Raw genomic sequence first — 19,795 nt, 5'->3', positions numbered from 1 at the left:
GTGTGCGCCGCGATCTCCTGATCTAGATTCCCCGCATGGGGATTCGAGACTTGCTCAGCGAGGTCGCGAGCACATACGACCGCACGGCCGGCTCCGGACGAGATGTGAAGGGGCAGCAGGTTCTGCGGAAGGTCGCGAGTCGTACCGATCTCGCGCTGCCGCTGGGCTTCAAGGCGGAGGGACACGGAGGGCAGACGACACCGGCCGCGACTCCGTGGATTGGCGTCTTCGACCAGGAGGGTCACCGCGATCCCAAGAAGGGGCTGTACCTCGCCTACATCTTCAGCGCCGATCTGAAAAACGTGACGCTGACATTGCAGCAGGGCATTACCTGGCTGGAGGAGCGGCTGGGAAGAGGCCGAGCCCGCGAAGACCACCTCCGGCGGCACGCGGCGCGGCTTCGCCGGGCCGTGCGGAGGCAGGAACGGCAGGGCTGGATAGACGAGCCGGAACTCAGGGACCATGCGGCCCGCCCTAAGGCGTATGAGGCCGCGAGCGTGATTGCCAAGGTGTACGACACTGCCGCCCTCCCCAGCGATGTCACGCTGATGGAAGACCTTCTGATCGGCATCGAGTCCCTTCGGCGCGTGGAAGAGGCAGATCGCGTGTGGTGGGGGAGCGATGCTCCCGAAGCCTTGGAGATGTACTACGAACCGGGCAGCCACGTTGCCCAGCCGATAGTGGATCCGCTGGCCAACTTCCGGCCGAAGGACGGCAGCGCTTACGTGGCGCAGATCAAGGCTCGGCAGCAGGTTAAGCAGCGCAGCCACGAGGAGCTCATCAGAGACTTCGGTCTCTATGTATCGGAGCGCGGGTACGAGCCGATCACGCTACTTCAGCACCCGAAGGACCTTGTGCTGCGTTCACACCGTGCTACCGAGGCATCGGGTGAGGAATGGCTGGTCGAAGCGAAGGTGGTGCGCAATGGGAATCCGACCCAGGCGGTGCGTGAGGCTGTCGGGCAACTCTACGAGTATCGCCACTTCCTCTATCTGGGGTGCCCCACACCCTTCCTCATAGGGCTCTTCTCCGAAGCGATCGGCGCCTATGCCCCGTACCTGGAGGAGCAGGGAATCGCCTCGATTTGGCGAGACGGTTCGGGCTGGGACGGCTCCCCCAAGGCACGTGAGTGGGGCATGACGTCGGAGTAGCCGAGCGTCGGCTAGTCCGCGCCGTGGCAGTCCCCGTACGTCCGCCCCGAGCCGCACCAGCAGGGGGCCGTGCGGGCAGGGGGCCAGGGGGTGGCGCGGCCGCGGGCGGCGAGGGTGGTGGTGTATTGGGGGAGGAGGGCGGGGTTGGCGGGGGTGGAGGATTCCGAGGCGGCGAAGGCCTCGTAGGAGGGGACCGTGGCCGGGACGATGCCGAGGTTGGGGGTGCCGGAGGCGGCGAGTTCGCGGAGGGAGGCCTCGATGTCGGTGAGGTGGGCCGTGTAGGTGGGGTACTCGGCCTCCAGCTCGGGGTAGGCCGCGAGGAGCTCGTCGAGTTCCGGTTCCGGCCAGTGGAGGACGGCGACCGGGAAGGGGCGGGAGAGGGCCGTGCGGTAGGAGCCCAGTTCCGAGCGGAGGCGGGTGATCTCGGCCTGGAGCTCGGCCGGGTCCGAGGAGCCGAGGGACCACAGGCGCTTCGGGTCGTGCAGTTCGTCCAGCGGGACCTCCGCCGTGTGGAGGCGGTCCGCGAGGGTGTCCCACGCGTCGTGCGGGAGGGCCAGCATCCGGCGCACCCGGTGGCGGCCCGACAACAGAGACTGCAACCCGTAGGAGGTCTCCTCGCCCGGCAGCACCAGCATCCCGGCCGCCTCCGAGAAGGCCGCCTCCGCCTCCTCCAGCTCGTCGTGGGCCTCCAGCGTCTCCGCCACGATCTCCCACGGCGCCGGCTCCTCCGGGCGGGCGCGCCGGACGCCGTCGATGATCGCGCGGGCCTCGGCCTCGTGGCCGTACTCCCACAGGTTCGACGCCTTCAGCGACCTGATGAGGAGGGGGTTCCCCGGCTCGGCGGCGAGCAGGTCGTCGTACAGGGTCGTCGCCCGCTCCCGCTCGCCCGCCAGTTCCAGGTGGGCGGCGGCGCGCAGCAGCAGCGGTTCGCGGTCCTCCGGGTACTGCCCCGCGGTGCGGAGCAGACGCTCGGCTTCGGTGGTGTGGTCGGCAGGCGTGTCGGGGCGCATGTCCTCACCGTACTGCTGTACGGCCCTGGAGAGTTGGCGCTCCACCGCTTATCGTGCCCGCCGTGCGAGCGAGGATGCGCGGTCGGGTTCCCGTCGTCGTCCAGACGCCCCGCGGGCGTCGGCGGCGCGGGCCGGTCGCCCGCGTCCTCTGGAGCGCCGCCGAAGTGCTCGTCACCTGTGGTGTTCTCGTCCTCCTGCTCGTCGTCCACCAGCTCTGGTGGACCAACCAGCAGGCCCGCGCCCAGGCCGTCCAGCAAGTCCGCAACCTTGAGCAGGAGTGGGACTCCTCACCTCCGGCCACCACGACTCCCGCCCCGACTCCCGCCCCGATTCCCAGCCCACCCTCCGCCCCACCCTCCGCCCCGGCGTCCACGCCGGAAGCCCCCGCCTACGCCGTCCTCCGCATCCCCCGCCTCGGCCTCACCGTCCCCGTCGCCCCCGGCGTCGGGCGCCGCGCCGTCCTCGACCGCGGTTACGTCGGGCACTACCCCGGCACCGGCGCCCCCGGGCGGCCCGGGAACTTCGCGCTCGCCGGGCATCGCAACACCCACGGCGAGCCGTTCCGGTACATCAACCGGCTCCAGCGCGGCGACACCCTCACCGTCCGCACCCGCGAGGGGACGTACACCTACCGCGTCGACCGGATCCTGCCGGTCACCTCGCCCCGCGACACCGGCGTCATCGAGCCCGTGCCGCGGTCGCTCTACCACCCGGATTACGGGTACGACCGGGCCGGCAGCTATCTCACCCTCACCACCTGCACGCCCGAGTTCACCTCCACCTACCGCCTCGTCGTCTGGGCCAGGCTCGTCACCACCGCCCCCGCAAGGCCGAGCGCCGCCGACGTGAGCAGCGCCGCGTCCGGGCCCGCTGTGGACAGCGCCAGGGAGAGGGCCACGCCCGCCGAGGAGCCGATGTAGCGGGCGGTGTTGTTGGCGCCGGAGCCCATCGCGGCCCGTTCCTGCGGTACGGAGTCCACGGCGAGGCGCGGCAGGGCGGCGTTCAGGAGCCCGCTGCCCACGCCCGCCACCACCAGGCCGGGCAAGAGGCGCAGGACGGAGCCGCCCTCCAGGGCGCCGTACAGCGCGAGGACTCCCGCCGTCGAGAGGGCGAAGCCCAGGACGAGTTGGTACGTGGCCGAGATCCGGCCCGCGAGGCGGCGCACCTGGAGCGCGACGACGAACGCCGTGCCCGACCAGAGCAGGAACAGCCAGGCCGTCGTGAGTGGCGCCATGCCCATGCCGTGCTGGAGCAGGGCCGGCAGCACGCTGAAGAAGCCGATCACGGCGAGGCCGGTGAACAGTGCGCCCGCCGTCGCCGCCCGGAACGCGGGGCGCCGGAACAGCGCCAGGTCGATCATCGGCGCCCGGACGCGCCGCTCGACGCTCACGAAGAGCGCGGTGAGGACGGCCGCCGCGAGCAGCAGCAGGCCCACCGACGGGCGCAGCCAGCCGTCCCGGCCCAGGGTCAGGGCGGTGAGCGCGGCGGCCAGGGCCAGGCCCAGGGTGAGCGCGCCCGCGAGGTCCGCCCGGCGGCCGGTCCGCGGTGCGTGCGACTCGGCCAGGGCGCGGACCCCGAACGCGGCCGCGACCAGCGTGCCCGCCGCGAGCACCCCGTACGTCAGCCGCCACGCGGCCAGGCCGCCCAGCTCGCCGAGACCGCTCAGCCCGCCCGCGAGCAGCGGCCCGAGCGCGATGCCCGCGCTCACGAACGCGCCCCACACCCCCGTCGCCCGGATCCGCGCCGCGCCGCCGGGGTGCGCGTGGGCGATCAGGCCGAGGCTCGCGGCGAGCACGGCGGCGCTCGCCGCGCCCTGCGCGATCCGGGCCAGGGTGAAGGTGAGCGTGGAGCCGGCCAGCGCGCCGAGCGCGGTGGTGACGCCGAGGGCGACGGTGCCGAGCAGGAAGATCCGGCGCCGGCCGTGGGCGTCGGCGAGGCTGCCGGCGACCAGGAGGAGGACGGCGAGGCCGAGCGGGGTGCCGTTGAGCAGCCAGGCCTGCGCGGAGGCCGGGGTCCCGAAGGCGGCGGACATCGCGGGCAGGGTCAGCATCGGCGCCGTGTAGTTCATCAGCGTGAGCGCGGTGGCGGCGCTGGTGACGGCGAGGGTCGCGCCGGGGCGGGGTGCCCCGAGCTCCCGGGTGGGTGAGGGACTGAGGGTCGATGCGGGGGCGGTCTTGGGCATGCCGGGGCCTCGGCTTCCGTAAGCGGCGCAACACCGCTGGGTTCGTTCACTGAACCTTGCAGGCTCGCCGCTCACCGTACCAGTCCTAGTTCAATGAATGAACCCGACCGCTACACTCGTTCCCATGGCCCTCGGCAAGGACTACGCGACCCAGCAGTGCTCCATCGCCCGCGCCCTCGAAGTGATCGGCGAGCGCTGGACCCTCCTCGTCGTGCGCGACGCCTTCTACGGCGTGCGGCGCTACAGCGACTTCCTCACCCACCTCGGCGCCCCGCGCGCCGTCCTCGCCGGCCGCCTCCAGGCCCTCGTCGAGGCCGGCGTCCTCGACAAGCGCCGCTACCAGGACTCCCCGGCGCGCTACGAGTACGTGCTCACCGAGCGCGGCATCGAACTGTGGCCCGTCCTGCGCTCCCTCGGCCGCTGGGGCCGCGACCTGCCCGGCATCGCCCCCATGCGCCACTTCCACCACGTCGACTGCGGCACCGAACTCGGCGCGTACGGCGAATGCCCGGCCTGCCGGATCCCCGTCCACCCCGCCGACATCGAGATGCGGCCCGGCGCCGGACTCGACCCCGACCCCGCCGACCCGGTCGGCCGCGCCCTCCTCGCGCCCCGCCGCCTCCTCGTACCGCTTGAGGTCGATCCGGTAGAGCGGCCTGATCCGGTATAGCGGCCTGATCCGGCGTAACGGCCTGATCCGGTATAACGGGAGTACGACAACCAGCCGTACGGCTCAGCAAGGAGGAGGAAGGCATGGCCCGTGGGCCCCTGCTGCGCGTTCTCGCGCCGCTCCTCTTCCTCCTCGCCCTCGCCGACCTGCTGCTCTCCGACGGCGTCGGTGTCAGCGGCGGCGCCGGTGCCGGCCTCTCCGCCGCGTTCGCCGTGGCCGCCGGCGCGTTCGTCTGCGCCCTGATCGGCGGCGGCCGTACGGCCCTGCCCGTACCACCCACCCGCGTACGCACCGCCCTGCGCGACCGCGCCCGGCGCACCGCGTTCCTGCCGCAACGCGACCCCGACGCCTCGGGCCGTCGCAGGCCCAGGGCACCCGGCCGTCCCCTCCTGACGGCCGCGTAGAGGTACTCCCAGCGCTCCCGGTTACTCCCAGCGCTCCTGGTCGAACCCCCTCGACGCGTTCCGTCCTGCCGAAAAGACGCTTTCCAGACCCTTTTCCCGGCACGACGAGACCCCTCGGAGGGCTCCCATGTCCGTTTTCGCCAGCCTGGTCGAGCAGCTCGCCGACCTGCTCCACCCCCTCTTCGCCGGCGCCTCGACCGCCGCCGCCATCGTCGCCTTCACGATGGCCGTACGCCTCGCCGTCCACCCCCTGTCCCGCGCCGCCGCCCGCGGCCAGAAGGCCCGCGTCCGGATCGCCCCGCAACTCGCCGAGCTGCGCAAGAAGCACGCCAAGAACCCCGAGCGGCTGCAGAAGGCGGTCATGGAGCTGCACGCCAAGGAGAAGGTCTCGCCCCTGGCCGGCTGTCTGCCGAGCCTGCTCCAGGCGCCCGCCTTCTTCCTGATGTTCCACCTCTTCTCCAGTGGGCGGATGGCCGGACACAGCCTGCTCGCCGCCCCGCTCGGCGGCCACTACGCCGACGCCCTCGGCAACGGCGGCGTCTTCGGCCCGGCCGGGCGCGTCTACCTCGTCCTCTTCGCGATCGTCGCTGTCGTCGCCACGTACACCTACCTCCGTACGAGGAAGCAGCAGGCGCTCAACCCGGTACAGGCGGTGCCCGCCGACCAGCCCGGCGCGGGGGCGATGGCCGCCATGACCAAGTACCTCCCGCTGCTCTCCTTCGCGACCCTGATCTCGGTCGCCGCCGTGCCGCTGGCCGCCGCGCTCTACCTCGTCACCAGCACCACCTGGACCGCCGTCGAACGCGCCTTCCTGTACCGGGACATGCCCGTGGCGGGCGCCCTCGCGCCGGCCGCCTGAGCGGGCCGGGACCGGGAGCGGGCGCGCCGGGTTACCCGTGCGTAAGGGTCCAGGGTGTGAACCGGGGCTTGCAGACTGACCCGAACTCTTGGAGGATCGACCAATCCTCCGATGGCCGCACTCCATCGGCCGGGGCACACCGAGGCCCGCCTCCCCGGGCCACCTCGACCAGAGGCTCGACCTGAGGAGAAGACCATGAAGCTGCTGCGCGTCGGCCCGGCCGGGGCCGAGCGGCCCGCCCTGCTGGACCAGGACGGGACGCTGCGCGACCTGTCCGCGCTGGTCGGCGACATCGACGGCGCCCTGCTCGGCGACGGCTCCGCGCTCGACCGGATCCGCGCCGCGCTCGGCGCGGGCGTGCTGCCCGTGCTCGACCCGGCCGGGCTGCGGATCGGCCCGCCGGTCGGCCGGATCGGCAAGGTCGTGTGCATCGGGCTGAACTACCACGGGCACGCGGCCGAGGTCGGCGCCGCGATCCCGGCGGAGCCCGTCGTCTTCCTCAAGGCCCCGGACACCGTCGTCGGCCCCGACGACACCGTGCTCGTACCCCGCGGTTCGGTGAAGACCGACTGGGAGGTCGAGCTCGCGGTCGTCATCGGCCGCACCGCCCGCTACCTGGAGACCGACGAGCAGGCCCTGGCCCACGTCGCCGGGTACGCCGTCGCCCACGACGTCTCCGAGCGCGAGTTCCAGATCGAGCGCGGCGGCACCTGGGACAAGGGCAAGAACTGCGAGACCTTCAACCCGCTCGGCCCCTGGCTGGTCACCGCCGACGAGGTGCCGGACCCGCAGGCCCTCGGCCTCAAGCTGTGGGTCAACGGCGAGCTGAAGCAGGACGGCCACACCTCCGACCAGATCTTCACGGTCGCCCAGGTGGTGCGCTACCTCAGCCACTTCATGACCCTCTACCCCGGCGACGTCATCAACACCGGCACGCCGGCCGGCGTCGCCATGGGGCAGCCCGAGCCCAAGCCGTACCTGCGCGCCGGCGACGTCGTCGAGCTGGAGGTCGAGGGCCTGGGGCGGCAGCGCCAGGAGCTCAAGGACGCGTAGCGGTACGGGTCGGGGTGCGGGTCGGTACGGACCGGCACCCGCGCCCCGTACGTACTCCTACTCCGCGCCGTACGCCGCCATCAGCCGCTCCAGGCCGAGGACGACCAGCGCGTGGTCCTCGGCCTGCGGCAGGCCCGAGACCGTGACCGAGCCGATGACCCCGGCGCCGGCGACGGCGATCGGGAACGAGCCGCCGTGCGCGGCGTAGACGTCCGGGTCGAGCCGGGACGAGGCCTCGAAGGTCGTGCCCTTGGCGCGGAAGCGGGCGCCGACGTGGAACGAGCTCACGCCGTACCGCTCGACGACCCGCCGCTTCCGGTCGATCCAGGCGTCGTTGTCGGCGCTCGACCCGGGCAGCGCGCAGTGGAACAGCTGCTGCGCCCCGCGTCGTACGTCGATCGCGACCGGCGCGCGCCGCTCCCTCGCCAGGTCGGCCAGGATCATGCCGAGCGTCCAGGCGTCCTCGTACGTGAAGCGGGGCAGGACAAGCGCCGCCTCCTGCGCCGTCAGCTCCTCCACGCCGGTCTCTTCCATGCTGGTCTTTTCCGCGCTGGTCTTTTCCGCGCTGGTCACAGGGTCACCGCCACGCCCTCGCGGGCGGACTTCTTCGCCGCCTCCAGGACGTCGAGCGCGGCCGCCGCCTCGTGGGCCGTCACCGGGTTCTCGCCGGCGCCACGCAGGGCGGCGGCGACGGCCGCGTAGTACGCCGGGTAGGCGCCCGGCAGGGTCTCCACGGGCGTGCCGCCGCCGGTCAGCGGGGACTCGCCGGCCCCGAGCCGGCCCCACAGCTCCTCGGGCTCGACGCCCCAAGCCTTGCCCGGTTCCGGCCGCAGGCCCTCGCGGAGCGCCGCCTCCTGGGGGTCGAGGCCGTACTTCACGTAACCGGCGCTCTGACCCAGGACGCGGAAGCGCGGTCCGAGCTGGGCGGTGGTCGCGCTCATCCAGAGGTGCGAGTGCACGCCGCCCGCGTGCGTGATCGCGATGAAGGTGTCGTCGTCGGCCTCGGCGCCCGGGCGGCGCACGTCGGACTCGGCGTACACGCGGACGGCCGGGCCGAACAGGACCAGGGCCTGGTCGACGACGTGGCTGCCGAGGTCGTACAGCAGCCCGCCGATCTCCTCGGGCGCGCCCGACTCGCGCCAGCCGCCCTTGAGCTGGGGGCGCCAGCGCTCGAAGCGGGACTCGAAGCGCTGCACCTCGCCGAGGGAGCCGTCGGCGAGCAGGGCCTGGAGAGTGCGGAAGTCGTTGTCCCAGCGGCGGTTCTGGAAGACGGAGAGCAGCAGCCCGCGCTCCTCGGCGAGCGCGGCGAGGGCGCGCGCCTCGGCGGCGGTGCCGGCCAGCGGCTTGTCCACGACCACCGGCAGACCGGCCCGCAGGGCGGCGGTGGCGACCGGGACGTGGGTCTTGTTGGGGGAGGCGATCACCACGAGGTCGAGCTCGGCGGCGCGGCCGAGGAGTTCCTCGGGGGAGCCCACGACCCGCACGTCCGGGTGCTCGGCGCGGGCCTGCACGGCGCGCTCCGGGTTGCCGGTGGAGACCGTGTCGAGCACGAGGTCGGGGTCGGCGGCGATCAGCGGGGCGTGGAAGACGGAGCCGGCCAGGCCGTAGCCGACGAGGCCGACGCGGAGCGGGGTACGGGGGGAGCTCATGGGAACCACTTTGGCAACGCTGTTGCCAAAGTGCAAGCGCCCGGCACAATGGACACGTGAACAGGGACAAGGGGAGTAAGGGGAGCGGCGGCGGGGCGGGTGGCGGTGCCGGGGCTGGGGTAGGGGTCGGGGTCAATCTGCCGGCGCTGCGCAGCCACAACGCGGCACTCGTGCTCGACCTGCTGCGCACCGCCGGGGAGGGCGGCGTCAGCCGGCTGGAACTGGCCGAGCGCACCGGCCTCACCCCACAGGCCGTCAGCAAGATCACCGCTCGCCTGCGCGCGGAGGGCCTGGCGGCGGAGGCGGGCCGGCGCGCGTCCACGGGCGGCAAGCCGGCCACGGTGCTGCGGCTCGTACCCTCGGCGGCGTACGCGATCGGCCTCCACCTCGACCGCGACGAGCTGACGGCCGTCCTGCTGGACCTGGCGGGCGAACGGGTCGCGGAGCGCCGCGCGCCGCTGGACCTGGGGGCGGGCGCGGAGACGGTTCTCGCGGTGGCGGGGGCGGAGGTCGCGGCGCTGCTGGGGGTCGGGGCCGGGGCCGGGTACGAGGGCGAGGGCGGGAAGGCGGACCTCCCCGTCCTCGGGGTCGGCGTCGCCATGCCCGGCCCCCTGGACCACCGGAGCGGTCGGCCCGGGCGGGTCACCGGGTTTCCCGAGTGGGACGGGTTTCCGCTGCGGGAGGAGCTGGCGCGGCGGCTCGGTCTCCCGGTCGCGCTCGACAAGGACACCAACGCCGCCGCCCTCGGCCTCGCCCTGCGCCCCGGCGCGCCCGGCTCCTTCGCCTATGTGCACCTCGGTACGGGCCTGGGCGCGGGTCTCGTCCTCGGCGGGGCCGTGCTGCGCGGCGGCCGCACCGGGGCGGGGGAGCTGGGTCACCAGACGGTGCAGCTCGACGGGCCGCTCTGCGACTGCGGCGGGCGCGGCTGCCTGGAGGTCCTGTGCCTCGCGGCCCTCGCCCGCGGCGACCTGCCCGAGGCCGCGCGGGTGCTCGGCACCGGCGCCGCCAACCTGGTCCGGCTGCTCGACATCGACCGCGTGCTCCTCGGCGGGCGCGCCGTCCTCGCCGACCCGGCCGTCTTCGCCCACGGCACCCGCGAGCTGCTCACCGCCCTCGGCCTGCCCGCCACCGTCGAGATCGCGACCGGGACGACGACGGTCGCGGACGGAGCGGCCCAGCTGATCCTGGCGCCGGTCTTCGGGAAGCAGGACACCACCGGTCCGAAAGATCTCAAAGATCTCAAAGATCTGAACAGTCTGAAAATACGCTGATCGGGCGGAATGCCCTCCCCGTCCGGCGCCCTTTGCCGCGTCGTTGCCCCACCGGCTCCGCCCCGCATGGCAGCGTCGCGGGCGATTCGTACGTCCGCGAGCAGCAAAGGCTTCGGCATCATGCGACCGAGGAGTCCGAGCAGTACCGCCCTCGCCCTCGCCGCCCTGGGCACGGCGGCCGGGCTGTCGGTGGCGGCGTCCGCCGCGCAGGCCGCAGCGCCTGCGGCGCAGACCGCGCCGGTGTCCCCCACCTGCGGGGCGGCCGGGGACAAGGACTTCCCGCTGGCCACCCGGATCCACGGCGGGCCGGCGGAGTACCCGGCGGGCGGGGAGCTGCGGACCTGGAGCCTGGACCTCACCAACACGACCGCCGAACCGTGCCGTGCCGTGCACCCGGTCCTGGTCCTCACCGACCGGGACCAGGCGCTGCGGCCCGGGCAGATCCGGGCCGAGTTCTACGACGCGGAGGCGCGGCTCTGGCGGCCGGTGGCGTTCGAGAGCACCGAACGGGCCGAGAGCGTGGGCGTGTTCGCGGGCCCGGAACTGCAGACCGGGCCGAAGAACCCGATCCCCGCCGTGCCCGCCTTCGACGGCTTCGCGGTGCCCGCGGGACGGACCCTCACCGTGCCCGTACGGCTCGCGTTCGGCGCCGACGCCGCGCCCGACGAGGTCACGGTCAGCGCGGCCGTCGTGCAGAAGCGCGGCGAGGACGGCGACTGGGTCGGCGAGTCCGGCGCTTACCGCCTGATGATCGGCCCCGCCGAACCGGACGGCGAGGATACGGGTACCAGTACGGGGGTCAGTTCCGGCACCGACCCGGCCGACCCCGCAACCACGGCCCGCCCGACCGCCCCGGGCACCGGCTCCGCCGACCCGGGCGGCCCCGAACTCGCCCGTACCGGACAGCGCGAGTCCGCCGCGAACACCGCCCGGCGCACCGCCCTGCGCCTCGCCCCGGTCGCCGCGGCCCTGCTCGCGGGCGGCGCGGCCCTGGTGCTGCTCGCCCGCCGCTCACGGCGCTCGTAGGCCACCCGCCGTACACCTTTCCGTTCACGACGGTCTGCGACCATCACCGGATGAGCGACACGAACGACAAGAGCAGCACGAGCAGCACGAGCAACACGGGCAGCGCAGGCGGCATGGGCAACTGGCCGGGCGCGCCCATCCGTTCCGGCATCCCGGAGCACGGCCGCATCCCGAAGTACTACGCGGTGAAGGCGAAGGTCGCCGAACTCGTCGACGAGCTGGGGGAGGGCGGGCTGCTGCCCACGGAGCGCGATCTCGCCGTGCGCTACGAGGTGTCGCGCGAGACCGTCCGGCAGGCCCTGCGCGAGCTGCTGCTCGAAGGGCGGCTGCGGCGGCAGGGCCGCGGCACCGTCGTCGCCGGGCCCAAGCTGGAGCAGCCGCTGTCGCTCGCGAGTTACACCGAGGGCGTGCGCCGCCAGGGCCGCACCCCGGGCCGTGCGCTCATCTCGCTCGACCGCTTCCCGTGCCCGGCGGAGCTGGCGCCCCAGCTCGGCGTGGCGGCCGGCGAGCCCGTGTGGCACATGGAGCGGGTGCTGCTCGCCGACGACGAGCGGGTCGGCCTGGAGAGCACGTACGTCTCCGAGGCCCGCGCCCCGCGCCTCGACACCGAGTTCGACCCCGACTCCTCCTTCTACGCCTATCTCCACGAACGGCTCGGCGTGGTCTTCGGCGACGCCGACGAGCGGATCGAGACGGTGCTCGCGACCCCGCGCGAGGCGCTGCTCATCGGCACCCCGCCCGCGCTGCCGATGCTGCTGATCCAGCGCGTGTCCCGGGACACCGACGGGCGTCCGCTCGAACGGGTCCGCACGCTCTACCGCGGCGACCGGTTCAGCTTCACCGCCCACCTGGGCCGCCAGGAATAGGTCGCCAGGAATAGACGCATTCGGTGCTGTCCGTCCCCGGCATCAGATCACGAGAAGATAACGGGTCTAGGCCAAGCTTGTCGGTCCGTTCACCGTCCCGTCGCCACCCCGCCCCGTCCGGGCCACCCGCCGCCCCGACCGTGAACGGCATGAAGGTGATAGTCGTCGGAGCCGGCGTCGTGGGAACCATGCACGCCTGGCAGGCAGTAGAACGCGGCCACGAGGTCGTCCACATCGAGCGGGAGGCCGAGGCGCGCGGCGCCTCCCTCCGCAACTTCGGCCAGATCTGGGTCAGCGGGCGCGCGGGCGGGGAGGAGCTCGACACCGCCCTGCGCGCCCGCGAGCTCTGGGAGGGCATCGGCGCCCGCGTCCCCAAGCTCGGCTTCCGGGCGATCGGTTCGCTCACCCCCGTCCGCGGCGCGCTCGAACTCGCCGTCGCCGAGGCGGCCGTGGCCCGGGACGACGCCGCCGCCCGCGGCTACAAGCTGCTCACCCCCGAGGAGGCGCGGGCGGTCAACCCGGCGCTGCGCGGCGCCTTCGACGCCGCCCTCTGGTGCGAGCGGGACGCCGCCGTCGAGCCGCGCACCGCCCAACTCGCCCTGCGCGAGGCCCTGCTGGCCTCCGGCCGCTACACCTTCCTGCCGAACCGCGAGGTCCGGGAGGTGATCGGAGCCGACAGCAATGGGCACAGCTCCGTCCGCGACGACCACGGCGACACCCACACCGGCGACGCCGTCGTCCTGTGCACCGGCGCCTGGCTGTCCGGCCTGGTCCGCGAGCTGGCCGGCGATGATCTGCCGGTGCGCCGGGTCCGGCTCCAGATGATGCAGACCGACCCGCTCGGCGAGGCGCTCACCACCTCGGTCGCGGACGCCGACTCCTTCCGCTACTACCCGGCCTACGCCTCACCCGCTCTGGAGGAGCTCAACTCCCGCCAGGCGCAGGACCCGACGGCCGCCGCGCACAAGATGCAGCTGCTCATGGTGCAGCGCCTCGACGGCGGACTGACCATCGGCGACACCCACGAGTACGAGCACCCCTTCGCCTTCGACACCGTCGAGGAGCCCTACGAACACCTCACGCGCGTGGTCGAGTCCCTGCTCGGCCGCCCGCTGCCGCGCGTGCGCCGCCGCTGGGCCGGCGTGTACGCGCAGTGCACCGACACCACCCGGGTCGTCCACCGCCAACAGGTGCGCGACGGCGTGTGGCTGGTGACCGGACCCGGCGGCCGCGGCATGACCTGCTCGCCCGCCATCGCCGAGACCACCGCGAACGAACTGGGCTGGTGAACAGCGTGAAGAACATGCAGGACAGGCAGGACATGAAGAACAAGCAGCAGATGAGCCTCGTCGTCCTCGACATGGCCGGGACCACCGTCGCCGACGGCGGCCTCGTCGAGCAGGCCTTCGACGCCGCCGCGACCCGCCTCGGCGAGGACCCGGCCACGATGATCGACTACGTCCGCGCCACCATGGGCGAGTCCAAGATCTCCGTCTTCCGCCACCTCTTCGGCGGCGACGAGCAGCGCGCGCAGCGGGCCAACCTCGCCTTCGAGGAGGCGTACGGAGAGCTGGTCGCCGACGGCCGGATCGCCCCGGTCCCCGGCGCCGCCGAGGCCATCGCCCAGCTGAAGGACCAGGGCCGGACCGTCGTCCTCACCACCGGCTTCGCCCGCGTCACCCAGGACGCCATCCTCGACGCCCTCGGCTGGGCGGACGGCCTGGTCGACCTCACCCTCTGCCCGGCCGACGCCGGCGGCCGCGGCCGCCCGTACCCCGACATGGTGCTCGCCGCCCTCCTCCGTACCGGCGCCGTCGACGACGTCCGGCAGCTCGTGGTCGCCGGCGACACCTCGTACGACATGCTCAGCGGCGTCCGCTCCGGCGCCGGCATCGTGGCCGGGGTCCTCACCGGAGCCCACGACGAGGCCGCGCTCAAGGAGCACGGCGCCACCCGCGTCCTGTCCTCCGTCGCCGAACTCCCCGCCCTGATACGGGAGTACGAGGGGGAGTACGAGGAGGGCGAGGGATGAGCGCCCCCGCCCCCGCCGCCGGCGGCATCCGCTTCGACGGCGTCTCCGTCGCGTACCACGGCCACACCGTCCTCGACTCCCTCGACCTGACCGTCGAGCCCGGCGAGGTCATGGCCCTGCTCGGCCCCTCCGGCTCCGGCAAGACGACCGCCCTGCGCGCCGTCGCCGGGTTCGTCCGGCCGGCCGCCGGGCGGGTGTTCATCGGCGACCGCGACGTCACCGCGCTCCCGCCGTACCAGCGGGGCATCGGCATGGTCGTCCAGCAGTACGCCCTCTTCCCGCACATGCGGGTCGACGCCAACGTCGCCTTCGGTCTCAAGGCGCAGCGGAACCCCAAGGTCCCCAAGGCCGAGATCCCGGGGCGGGTCGCCGAGGCCCTGGAGATGACCGGCATGGCGGCCTACGCCCAGCGCTACCCGCGCGAGCTCTCCGGCGGCCAGCAGCAGCGCGTCGCCATCGCCCGGGCCCTCGCCATCCGCCCGAACGTCCTCCTCCTCGACGAGCCGCTGTCCGCGCTCGACGCCCGGCTGCGTTCCGGGATGCTCGCCGAACTCGCCCGGCTGCACCGCGAGTTGCCGGACGTCTCGATCCTGTACGTGACCCACGACCAGGTCGAGGCGCTCACCCTCGCCGACCGGATCGCCGTCATGGACCGGGCCCGGCTGCAGGACTGCGGCACCCCGCAGGAGCTGTACCGCAGGCCCCGCACCGAGTTCACCGCCTCCTTCGTCGGCAACGCGAATCTGCTGCCGGTGCGGGTCGGCGAGGGCGGGGTCGTTCTCGACGGGGACGGGGTCACGCTCGACGTTCCCGTCGTGGACGCGGTCCCCGGCGCGACCGCCACCCTCTGCGTCCGCCCCCACCTCGTCGGCCTCGGGCCCGGGCCCAACGCCCTGACCGGCCGCATCGCCGAGGTCCAGTGGCGCGGCGCCACCCACCGCCTGTACGTGGAGGTGGGCGCGTCCGGCCACCGGGTGAAGGCGGACGTACGGGAGCTGCGGGAGACCCCGGCGCTCGGCGACGAGATCACGCTGCACTTCGCCCGCGAGGACGCGGTGCTGCTGGCCGCAGGGGTGAACGATGGCTAGTCGTGGTGCGGGGCTCGTGGAGGCGCAGCGCGCGGGTGGGGTTGTGCCCACCCGTCCCGCCCTGCGGGACGATTGCCCACAACCGGTCGACGAGGCCCCCCGGCGCACCGTCCCCACCTGGCTCTGGGCCGCCCCTCCGGTACTCGCCCTCGCCGTCGTCTTCCTCTACCCCCTCGCGCTCGTCGTCAAGGAGTCCCTCGCCCCCGGCGCGTACGCCCAGGTCTTCGCCTCCGCGTCCTTCCGCGACGCGCTCGTCACCACCGTGTGGCTGGCCGCGGCGGCCACCGCCGGCTGTCTCGTCCTCGGTTTCGTGCTCGCCCTCGTCATCGCCTTCGTGCCCTTTCCCGGCGGCAAGGCGGTCGCGAAGTCCATCGACGTCTTCCTCTCCTTCCCGTCCTTCCTGATCACGCTCGCCCTGCTGTTCCTGTACGGCACGGTCGGCATGGCCAACGGGGTGTGGACGGACGTCACGGGCGCCGCCGAGGGGCCGTTCCAGTTCCTGACCACGCCGTGGGGCGTGCTGCTCGCGGAGATCACGTACTTCACGCCGTTCGTGATGCGCCCGCTGCTCGCCGCCTTCTCCCAACTCGACACCGCCCAGCTGGAGGTGGCCTCCTCGCTCGGCGCCCGCCCGCTGCGGATCGTGCGCCGGGTGATCCTGCCCGAGGCGCTCCCGGCCCTCGCCGCCGGCGGCAGCCTCGTCCTCGTCATGTGCCTCAACGAGTTCGGCATCGTGCTCTTCACCGGCGCCAAGGGCGTCACGACGCTGCCGATGCTCGTGTACGGCAAGGCCATCCTCGAGTCCGACTACGCGGCGGCCTGCGTCGTCGCCGTCGTCAACGTCCTGATCTCCGTGGGCCTCTACGCCCTCTACGGGGTGGTGAGCCGTCGTGCTGGTGCATAGCCGTACGGGCAGGTGGGCGGCCCGGGCGCTGTTCGCGGTCCTCTTCGTGCCGCTCTTCGCCCTGCCCCTCCTCGTCATCCTCGCCGCCTCCTTCTCCACCCACTGGTCCGGCGCCTTCCCGTCCGGCCCGACCACCGCGCACTACACGGCGGCCGTCCGCGGCGAATCCCTCCAGGCGCTCACCACCAGCCTGGTCACCGCGCTCACCGCGAGCGTCCTCGCGCTCACCGCCGGCACCTGGGCGGCGCTCACCGCCGCCGCGCTGCGCAAGCGGGGCCGCCGGGTGCTCGACGCGCTGTTCGTGCTGCCGGTCGCCGTGCCCTCGGTCGTCGTCGGCCTCGCCGTCCTGGTCGCCTTCTCGCAGCCCCCGCTGCTCCTCAACGGCACCCGCTGGATCGTGATCCTCGCGCACACGGTTCTTGTCACGGCGTTCGCCTACCAGTCGGTCTCGGCCGCCATCCTGCGTCTGGACCCGATGTACGAGCAGGCGGCGGCCAGCCTGGGCGCCCGCCCCTCGTACGTCCTGCTCCGGGTGCGGCTGCCGCTGCTGCTCCCGTCGCTCAACGCGGCGGCCGGCCTCTGCTTCGCCCTTTCCATGGGCGAGTTGAGCGCCACGATGATGCTCTACCCGCCGGACTGGCTGCCGCTGCCCGTGCTCGTCTTCACGGCCACCGACCGCGGTTCGCTCTTCACGGGCTCGGCCCTCGCCGTGCTCCTCATGACGGCGACGCTCCTGGTCCTGCTCGCCGTCTCCCGTATCCGCACCAAAGCCTCGTATCGCTAGCAAACCCCTGTACCGCTAGGAGAGAACGACGTTATGCGCACCACGTCCACCACGCCCCCGTACCTCAAGCCGCTCGCCGCCGTCACCGGCGGCCTCGTCCTCGCCGCGACCCTCACCGCCTGCGGCGGCTCCTCCTCCGCCGCGTCCGACGAGAAGGTCGTCACCGTCTACAGCGCCGACGGCCTCAAGGGCGAGGCGGGCGACGGCTGGTACGACAAGGTCTTCAAGGACTTCGAGAAGCAGACCGGCATCAAGGTCGAGTACGTCGAGGGCGGCTCCGGCGAGATGGTGCAGCGCGCCGCCCGCGAGAAGAGCAACACCCAGGCCGATGTCCTCGTCACCCTGCCGCCCTTCATCCAGCAGGCCGACTCCAAGGGCCTGCTCCAGGCCTACACCCCGCAGGGCGCCGACCAGGTCAGCGGCGGCGACAAGGCCGACGACGGCAAGTGGATCTCCGTCGTCAACAACTTCTTCGGCTTCGTCCACAACAAGAAGGAGCTGACGACCCCGCCGACCACCTGGGAGCAGCTGCTTGACGCGAAGTACAAGAACAAGCTGCAGTACTCCACCCCGGGCGTCGCGGGCGACGGCACCGCCGTCCTCATCAAGGCGATGCACGACTTCGGCGGCAAGGAGCCGGCGATGGAGTACCTGAAGAAGCTCCAGGCCAACAACGTCGGCCCGTCCTCCTCCACGTCCAAGCTCGCGCCCAAGGTCGACAAGGGCGAGATCCTGGTCGCCAACGGCGATGTGCAGATGAACTTCGCCCAGGCCAGGTCCATGCCGAACCTCGCCATCTGGTTCCCCGCGAAGGAGGGCGGCAAGCCGACCACCTTCGCCCTGCCGTACGCCGCGGGCCTGGTGAACAAGGCCCCGCACACCGAGAACGGCAAGAAGCTGCTCGACTTCATGCTGAGCGAGCAGGCCCAGCGCGAGGTCAGCTCCATCGGCGGCGGCTTCAGCGTCCGCAAGGACGTAAAGGCCACCGACGCCAACGCCATCGAGCTGGCGAAGCTGATGGGCGGCGTCGAGGTCTTCGAGCCGGACTGGGCCGACATCGACAAGAACCTGACGGCGTACGTCGACGGGTGGAAGTCCGCGACCGGAAGCTGAGAGTTCACCGTACGACCCTGGAATCCGCTCCCTGTGTAGCGGAAAGATAACGGGTACGGACCAAAGCTCACGCACGCGGCAACGCCCCTGAGGAATCAGGGGCGTTGCCATGCCCACCCCCTTCCACGGAGGACTCCGACATGCCGACCACCGGCATCTCCCGCATTTCCCGCATATCCCGCCGCACCGTGCTCGCCGCCGCAGGCGCCGGCGCGGCCGTCGCCGCCACCGGCCTCGCGACCGCCCCAGCGGCCCAGGCCGCGGCCACGGCCGCCCCGACGCTGCCGAACGGCACCAGCAAGGACAAGGTGCTTTTCGTCGGCATGGACGGCCTGCGCCACGACCGCATCGACGCCGCCAAGGCCCCGAACCTCAAGTCCCTGATGGCGAACGGCACTTATGGCCGCTCCCTGCTCTACGCCAGCCCCATGGCCGGCACCCTCTCCGGCCCCGGCTGGTCCACCATCTCCACCGGCGTCTGGCCCGACAAGCACGGCGTGAAGGACAACACCTTCACCGGCCGCAACTACGGCACCTACCCCGGCTTCCTCGCCCGCCTGAACCAGGTGCGCCCGGACCTCTCCCTCTTTGCCGCCGTCGACTGGCCGGAACTCGACACCTACGGCACGGTCACCGCCGGCGCCGACGCCAAGCTGGTCTACAACAACGACTACGCGGTCAACGACGCGCTGATCACCGACGCGACCGAGGACATCCTCCGCAACCAGAACCCCGACGTCCTCTTCGTCTACTTCGGCGAGACCGACGAGATCGGCCACGCCTACGGCGCCGCGAGCCAGAAGTACCTCGACGCCATCGACGTCCAGGACGCCTACCTCGGCCGCCTGCTCGCCGCGATCAAGACCCGACCGGCGTACGCCACCGAGCGCTGGACCGTCATCGTCACCACCGACCACGGGCACACCGACCCCGGCGGCCACGGCGGCTCCAGCATCGAGGAGCGCCGCACCTTCGTCCTCGCCACCGGCCCCGGCATCGCCGCCGGCGCCCGCCCGCTCGACACCCGGCTCGTCGACGTCGCCGCCACCGTCTTCCGCCAGCTCGGCATCACCCCCGACCCGGCCTGGGGCCTCGACGGCAAGCCGATCCAGGAGCGGACCGCCGACCCCTTCGACACCCTCCAGTCCGCCCTCGCCGGCCGCGTCGACGAGACCGGCATCCCGGTCGGAGTCCTCGGCTTCACCCACACCGCGCCCAGCGGCTGGTCCGTCATCAACAACGCCATGGGCGCCGGCGGCATGACCGAGTGGCGCGGCTGGTCCTTCGCGACCGACGAGTTCTGGTCCCGCAGCCAGCGCGACCAGTGGCGCGAGCTGAACGTGCGCTCCCGGGGCGTGTTCGCCGTCGCCGACTCCGACGAGTGGGCCGACAAGTCCTTCTCCGGTACGTACGACTCCACCCTGGTCACCCCGGCGTACGCGGTCTCGGGCGCCGCCCGCGTCACCCTCGACTTCACCACCCTCTACCGTCAGGAGGGCGCCCAGACCGCCCAGATCCTCGCGAGCTTCAACGGCGGCACCCCGACGGTCGTGAAGTCCTACACCGCCGACGTACTCTCCAAGCCCCAGTCCGTCACGGTCCCGGTCCCCGCCGGCGCCTCGAACGTCAGCTTCCGCTTCCGCTACACCGGCTCCAACAACTGGTACTGGGTGATCGACGGGGTCAACATCACCACTTCCTGACCTAGGCTTGGGGGCGTCGCCACAGCGTCG

At 72.8% G+C, this 19,795-nt stretch carries 19 protein-coding genes and 1 pseudogene; 16 read left to right on the top strand and 4 right to left on the bottom strand.

Annotation, left to right across the window (positions count from 1 at the left end):
• Positions 1 to 35 precede the first annotated feature (35 nt).
• Positions 36 to 1,151 carry an MrcB family domain-containing protein gene (locus JAO84_RS12885; RefSeq protein WP_370412995.1) on the top strand — a complete coding sequence of 372 codons (1,116 nt, stop codon included), beginning with the start codon at positions 36 to 38 and terminating at the stop codon, positions 1,149 to 1,151.
• Positions 1,152 to 1,162: 11 nt separating this feature from the next.
• Here JAO84_RS12885 and JAO84_RS12880 read toward each other — a convergent pair whose 3' ends face one another.
• On the bottom strand, positions 1,163 to 2,161 hold the full coding sequence (locus JAO84_RS12880; protein WP_370412994.1) for an SEC-C metal-binding domain-containing protein: 999 nt from the start codon (positions 2,159 to 2,161) through the stop codon (positions 1,163 to 1,165).
• 74 nt (positions 2,162 to 2,235) lie between these two features.
• On the opposite strand from JAO84_RS12880, the pseudogene JAO84_RS12875 reads away from it, so the two are divergent.
• Positions 2,236 to 2,985 (top strand): annotated as a pseudogene (locus JAO84_RS12875) (class E sortase); the annotation flags it as partial.
• Here the strand turns inward: JAO84_RS12875 and JAO84_RS12870 are convergent.
• Positions 2,943 to 4,343, bottom strand: a complete 1,401-nt coding sequence (locus JAO84_RS12870; protein WP_370412993.1) for an MFS transporter — start codon at positions 4,341 to 4,343, stop codon at positions 2,943 to 2,945. The pseudogene JAO84_RS12875 and the gene JAO84_RS12870 sit on opposite strands and share 43 nt — an antisense overlap.
• A 124-nt stretch (positions 4,344 to 4,467) precedes the next feature.
• Between JAO84_RS12870 and JAO84_RS12865 the strand changes: the two genes are divergently transcribed.
• From JAO84_RS12865 to JAO84_RS12850, 4 genes are all read left to right on the top strand, one after another.
• Complete coding sequence (locus tag JAO84_RS12865; protein WP_370412992.1) at positions 4,468 to 5,013, top strand: winged helix-turn-helix transcriptional regulator; 546 nt, start codon at positions 4,468 to 4,470, stop codon at positions 5,011 to 5,013.
• An 83-nt stretch (positions 5,014 to 5,096) separates the two neighbouring features.
• On the top strand, positions 5,097 to 5,417 hold the full coding sequence (locus JAO84_RS12860) for a DUF6412 domain-containing protein (RefSeq protein ID WP_265869142.1): 321 nt from the start codon (positions 5,097 to 5,099) through the stop codon (positions 5,415 to 5,417).
• Between the two features lie 127 nt (positions 5,418 to 5,544).
• On the top strand, positions 5,545 to 6,276 hold the full coding sequence (locus JAO84_RS12855; protein WP_370412991.1) for a YidC/Oxa1 family membrane protein insertase: 732 nt from the start codon (positions 5,545 to 5,547) through the stop codon (positions 6,274 to 6,276).
• Positions 6,277 to 6,471: 195 nt separating this feature from the next.
• The gene (locus tag JAO84_RS12850; protein ID WP_370412990.1) at positions 6,472 to 7,329 is read left to right on the top strand and encodes a fumarylacetoacetate hydrolase family protein; all 858 of its coding nucleotides are present in this window, start codon (positions 6,472 to 6,474) and stop codon (positions 7,327 to 7,329) included.
• A gap of 57 nt (positions 7,330 to 7,386) precedes the next feature.
• Here the strand turns inward: JAO84_RS12850 and JAO84_RS12845 are convergent, their stop codons facing one another.
• A complete protein-coding gene (locus tag JAO84_RS12845) occupies positions 7,387 to 7,863 on the bottom strand; it encodes a heme-degrading domain-containing protein (RefSeq protein ID WP_370416746.1) in 477 nt (158 codons plus the stop codon).
• 35 nt (positions 7,864 to 7,898) lie between these two features.
• The gene (locus tag JAO84_RS12840) at positions 7,899 to 8,978 is read right to left on the bottom strand and encodes a Gfo/Idh/MocA family oxidoreductase (protein WP_370412989.1); all 1,080 of its coding nucleotides are present in this window, start codon (positions 8,976 to 8,978) and stop codon (positions 7,899 to 7,901) included.
• A gap of 56 nt (positions 8,979 to 9,034) precedes the next feature.
• Between JAO84_RS12840 and JAO84_RS12835 the strand changes: the two genes are divergently transcribed.
• The 10 genes from JAO84_RS12835 to JAO84_RS12790 all read left to right on the top strand — a co-directional run bounded on the left by JAO84_RS12835 (position 9,035) and on the right by JAO84_RS12790 (position 19,765).
• Positions 9,035 to 10,249, top strand: coding sequence for an ROK family protein (locus JAO84_RS12835; RefSeq protein ID WP_370412988.1), 1,215 nt, complete (start codon positions 9,035 to 9,037; stop codon positions 10,247 to 10,249).
• 120 nt (positions 10,250 to 10,369) lie between these two features.
• The gene (locus JAO84_RS12830) at positions 10,370 to 11,275 is read left to right on the top strand and encodes a hypothetical protein (protein ID WP_370412987.1); all 906 of its coding nucleotides are present in this window, start codon (positions 10,370 to 10,372) and stop codon (positions 11,273 to 11,275) included.
• A 113-nt stretch (positions 11,276 to 11,388) separates the two neighbouring features.
• Positions 11,389 to 12,141 (top strand): GntR family transcriptional regulator, encoded by a 753-nt coding sequence (locus tag JAO84_RS12825; RefSeq protein WP_370416745.1) that lies wholly within the window; start codon positions 11,389 to 11,391, stop codon positions 12,139 to 12,141.
• Between the two features lie 149 nt (positions 12,142 to 12,290).
• The gene (locus tag JAO84_RS12820) at positions 12,291 to 13,430 is read left to right on the top strand and encodes a TIGR03364 family FAD-dependent oxidoreductase (protein WP_370412986.1); all 1,140 of its coding nucleotides are present in this window, start codon (positions 12,291 to 12,293) and stop codon (positions 13,428 to 13,430) included.
• 14 nt (positions 13,431 to 13,444) lie between these two features.
• Entirely contained in the window at positions 13,445 to 14,173 is a 729-nt protein-coding gene (locus JAO84_RS12815; protein WP_370412985.1) for a phosphonatase-like hydrolase, read from the top strand.
• The gene (locus JAO84_RS12810) at positions 14,170 to 15,261 is read left to right on the top strand and encodes an ABC transporter ATP-binding protein (RefSeq protein WP_370412984.1); all 1,092 of its coding nucleotides are present in this window, start codon (positions 14,170 to 14,172) and stop codon (positions 15,259 to 15,261) included. The genes JAO84_RS12815 and JAO84_RS12810 overlap by 4 nt, the downstream gene beginning before the upstream one ends.
• 16 nt (positions 15,262 to 15,277) lie before the next feature.
• Positions 15,278 to 16,165: a 2-aminoethylphosphonate ABC transporter permease subunit gene (locus tag JAO84_RS12805; RefSeq protein ID WP_370416744.1), complete on the top strand. Its 888-nt coding sequence runs from the start codon at positions 15,278 to 15,280 to the stop codon at positions 16,163 to 16,165.
• Positions 16,152 to 16,949 (top strand): ABC transporter permease, encoded by a 798-nt coding sequence (locus JAO84_RS12800; protein WP_370412983.1) that lies wholly within the window; start codon positions 16,152 to 16,154, stop codon positions 16,947 to 16,949. The genes JAO84_RS12805 and JAO84_RS12800 overlap by 14 nt, the downstream gene beginning before the upstream one ends.
• A gap of 33 nt (positions 16,950 to 16,982) precedes the next feature.
• Positions 16,983 to 18,062, top strand: coding sequence for a 2-aminoethylphosphonate ABC transporter substrate-binding protein (locus JAO84_RS12795; RefSeq protein ID WP_370412982.1), 1,080 nt, complete (start codon positions 16,983 to 16,985; stop codon positions 18,060 to 18,062).
• 140 nt (positions 18,063 to 18,202) lie between these two features.
• A complete protein-coding gene (locus tag JAO84_RS12790) occupies positions 18,203 to 19,765 on the top strand; it encodes an alkaline phosphatase family protein (protein ID WP_370412981.1) in 1,563 nt (520 codons plus the stop codon).
• Positions 19,766 to 19,795 lie beyond the last annotated feature (30 nt).

This window comes from Streptomyces fradiae (assembly GCF_041270065.1).
GTDB lineage: Bacteria > Actinomycetota > Actinomycetes > Streptomycetales > Streptomycetaceae > Streptomyces.
This window is presented reverse-complemented; position numbering and strand designations above follow the sequence as displayed.

What these genes read in the sequence shown, in the direction of transcription:
- JAO84_RS12885 (WP_370412995.1), top strand. Translation starts at nt 36, where the DNA reads ATGGGGATTCGAGACTTGCTCAGCGAGGTCGCGAGCACATACGACCGC.
- JAO84_RS12880 (WP_370412994.1), bottom strand. Translation starts at nt 2,161, where the DNA reads ATGCGCCCCGACACGCCTGCCGACCACACCACCGAAGCCGAGCGTCTG.
- JAO84_RS12870 (WP_370412993.1), bottom strand. Translation starts at nt 4,343, where the DNA reads ATGCCCAAGACCGCCCCCGCATCGACCCTCAGTCCCTCACCCACCCGG.
- JAO84_RS12865 (WP_370412992.1), top strand. Translation starts at nt 4,468, where the DNA reads ATGGCCCTCGGCAAGGACTACGCGACCCAGCAGTGCTCCATCGCCCGC.
- JAO84_RS12860 (WP_265869142.1), top strand. Translation starts at nt 5,097, where the DNA reads ATGGCCCGTGGGCCCCTGCTGCGCGTTCTCGCGCCGCTCCTCTTCCTC.
- JAO84_RS12855 (WP_370412991.1), top strand. Translation starts at nt 5,545, where the DNA reads ATGTCCGTTTTCGCCAGCCTGGTCGAGCAGCTCGCCGACCTGCTCCAC.
- JAO84_RS12850 (WP_370412990.1), top strand. Translation starts at nt 6,472, where the DNA reads ATGAAGCTGCTGCGCGTCGGCCCGGCCGGGGCCGAGCGGCCCGCCCTG.
- JAO84_RS12845 (WP_370416746.1), bottom strand. Translation starts at nt 7,863, where the DNA reads ATGGAAGAGACCGGCGTGGAGGAGCTGACGGCGCAGGAGGCGGCGCTT.
- JAO84_RS12840 (WP_370412989.1), bottom strand. Translation starts at nt 8,978, where the DNA reads ATGAGCTCCCCCCGTACCCCGCTCCGCGTCGGCCTCGTCGGCTACGGC.
- JAO84_RS12830 (WP_370412987.1), top strand. Translation starts at nt 10,370, where the DNA reads ATGCGACCGAGGAGTCCGAGCAGTACCGCCCTCGCCCTCGCCGCCCTG.
- JAO84_RS12825 (WP_370416745.1), top strand. Translation starts at nt 11,389, where the DNA reads ATGGGCAACTGGCCGGGCGCGCCCATCCGTTCCGGCATCCCGGAGCAC.
- JAO84_RS12820 (WP_370412986.1), top strand. Translation starts at nt 12,291, where the DNA reads ATGAAGGTGATAGTCGTCGGAGCCGGCGTCGTGGGAACCATGCACGCC.
- JAO84_RS12815 (WP_370412985.1), top strand. Translation starts at nt 13,445, where the DNA reads ATGCAGGACAGGCAGGACATGAAGAACAAGCAGCAGATGAGCCTCGTC.
- JAO84_RS12810 (WP_370412984.1), top strand. Translation starts at nt 14,170, where the DNA reads ATGAGCGCCCCCGCCCCCGCCGCCGGCGGCATCCGCTTCGACGGCGTC.
- JAO84_RS12795 (WP_370412982.1), top strand. Translation starts at nt 16,983, where the DNA reads ATGCGCACCACGTCCACCACGCCCCCGTACCTCAAGCCGCTCGCCGCC.
- JAO84_RS12790 (WP_370412981.1), top strand. Translation starts at nt 18,203, where the DNA reads ATGCCGACCACCGGCATCTCCCGCATTTCCCGCATATCCCGCCGCACC.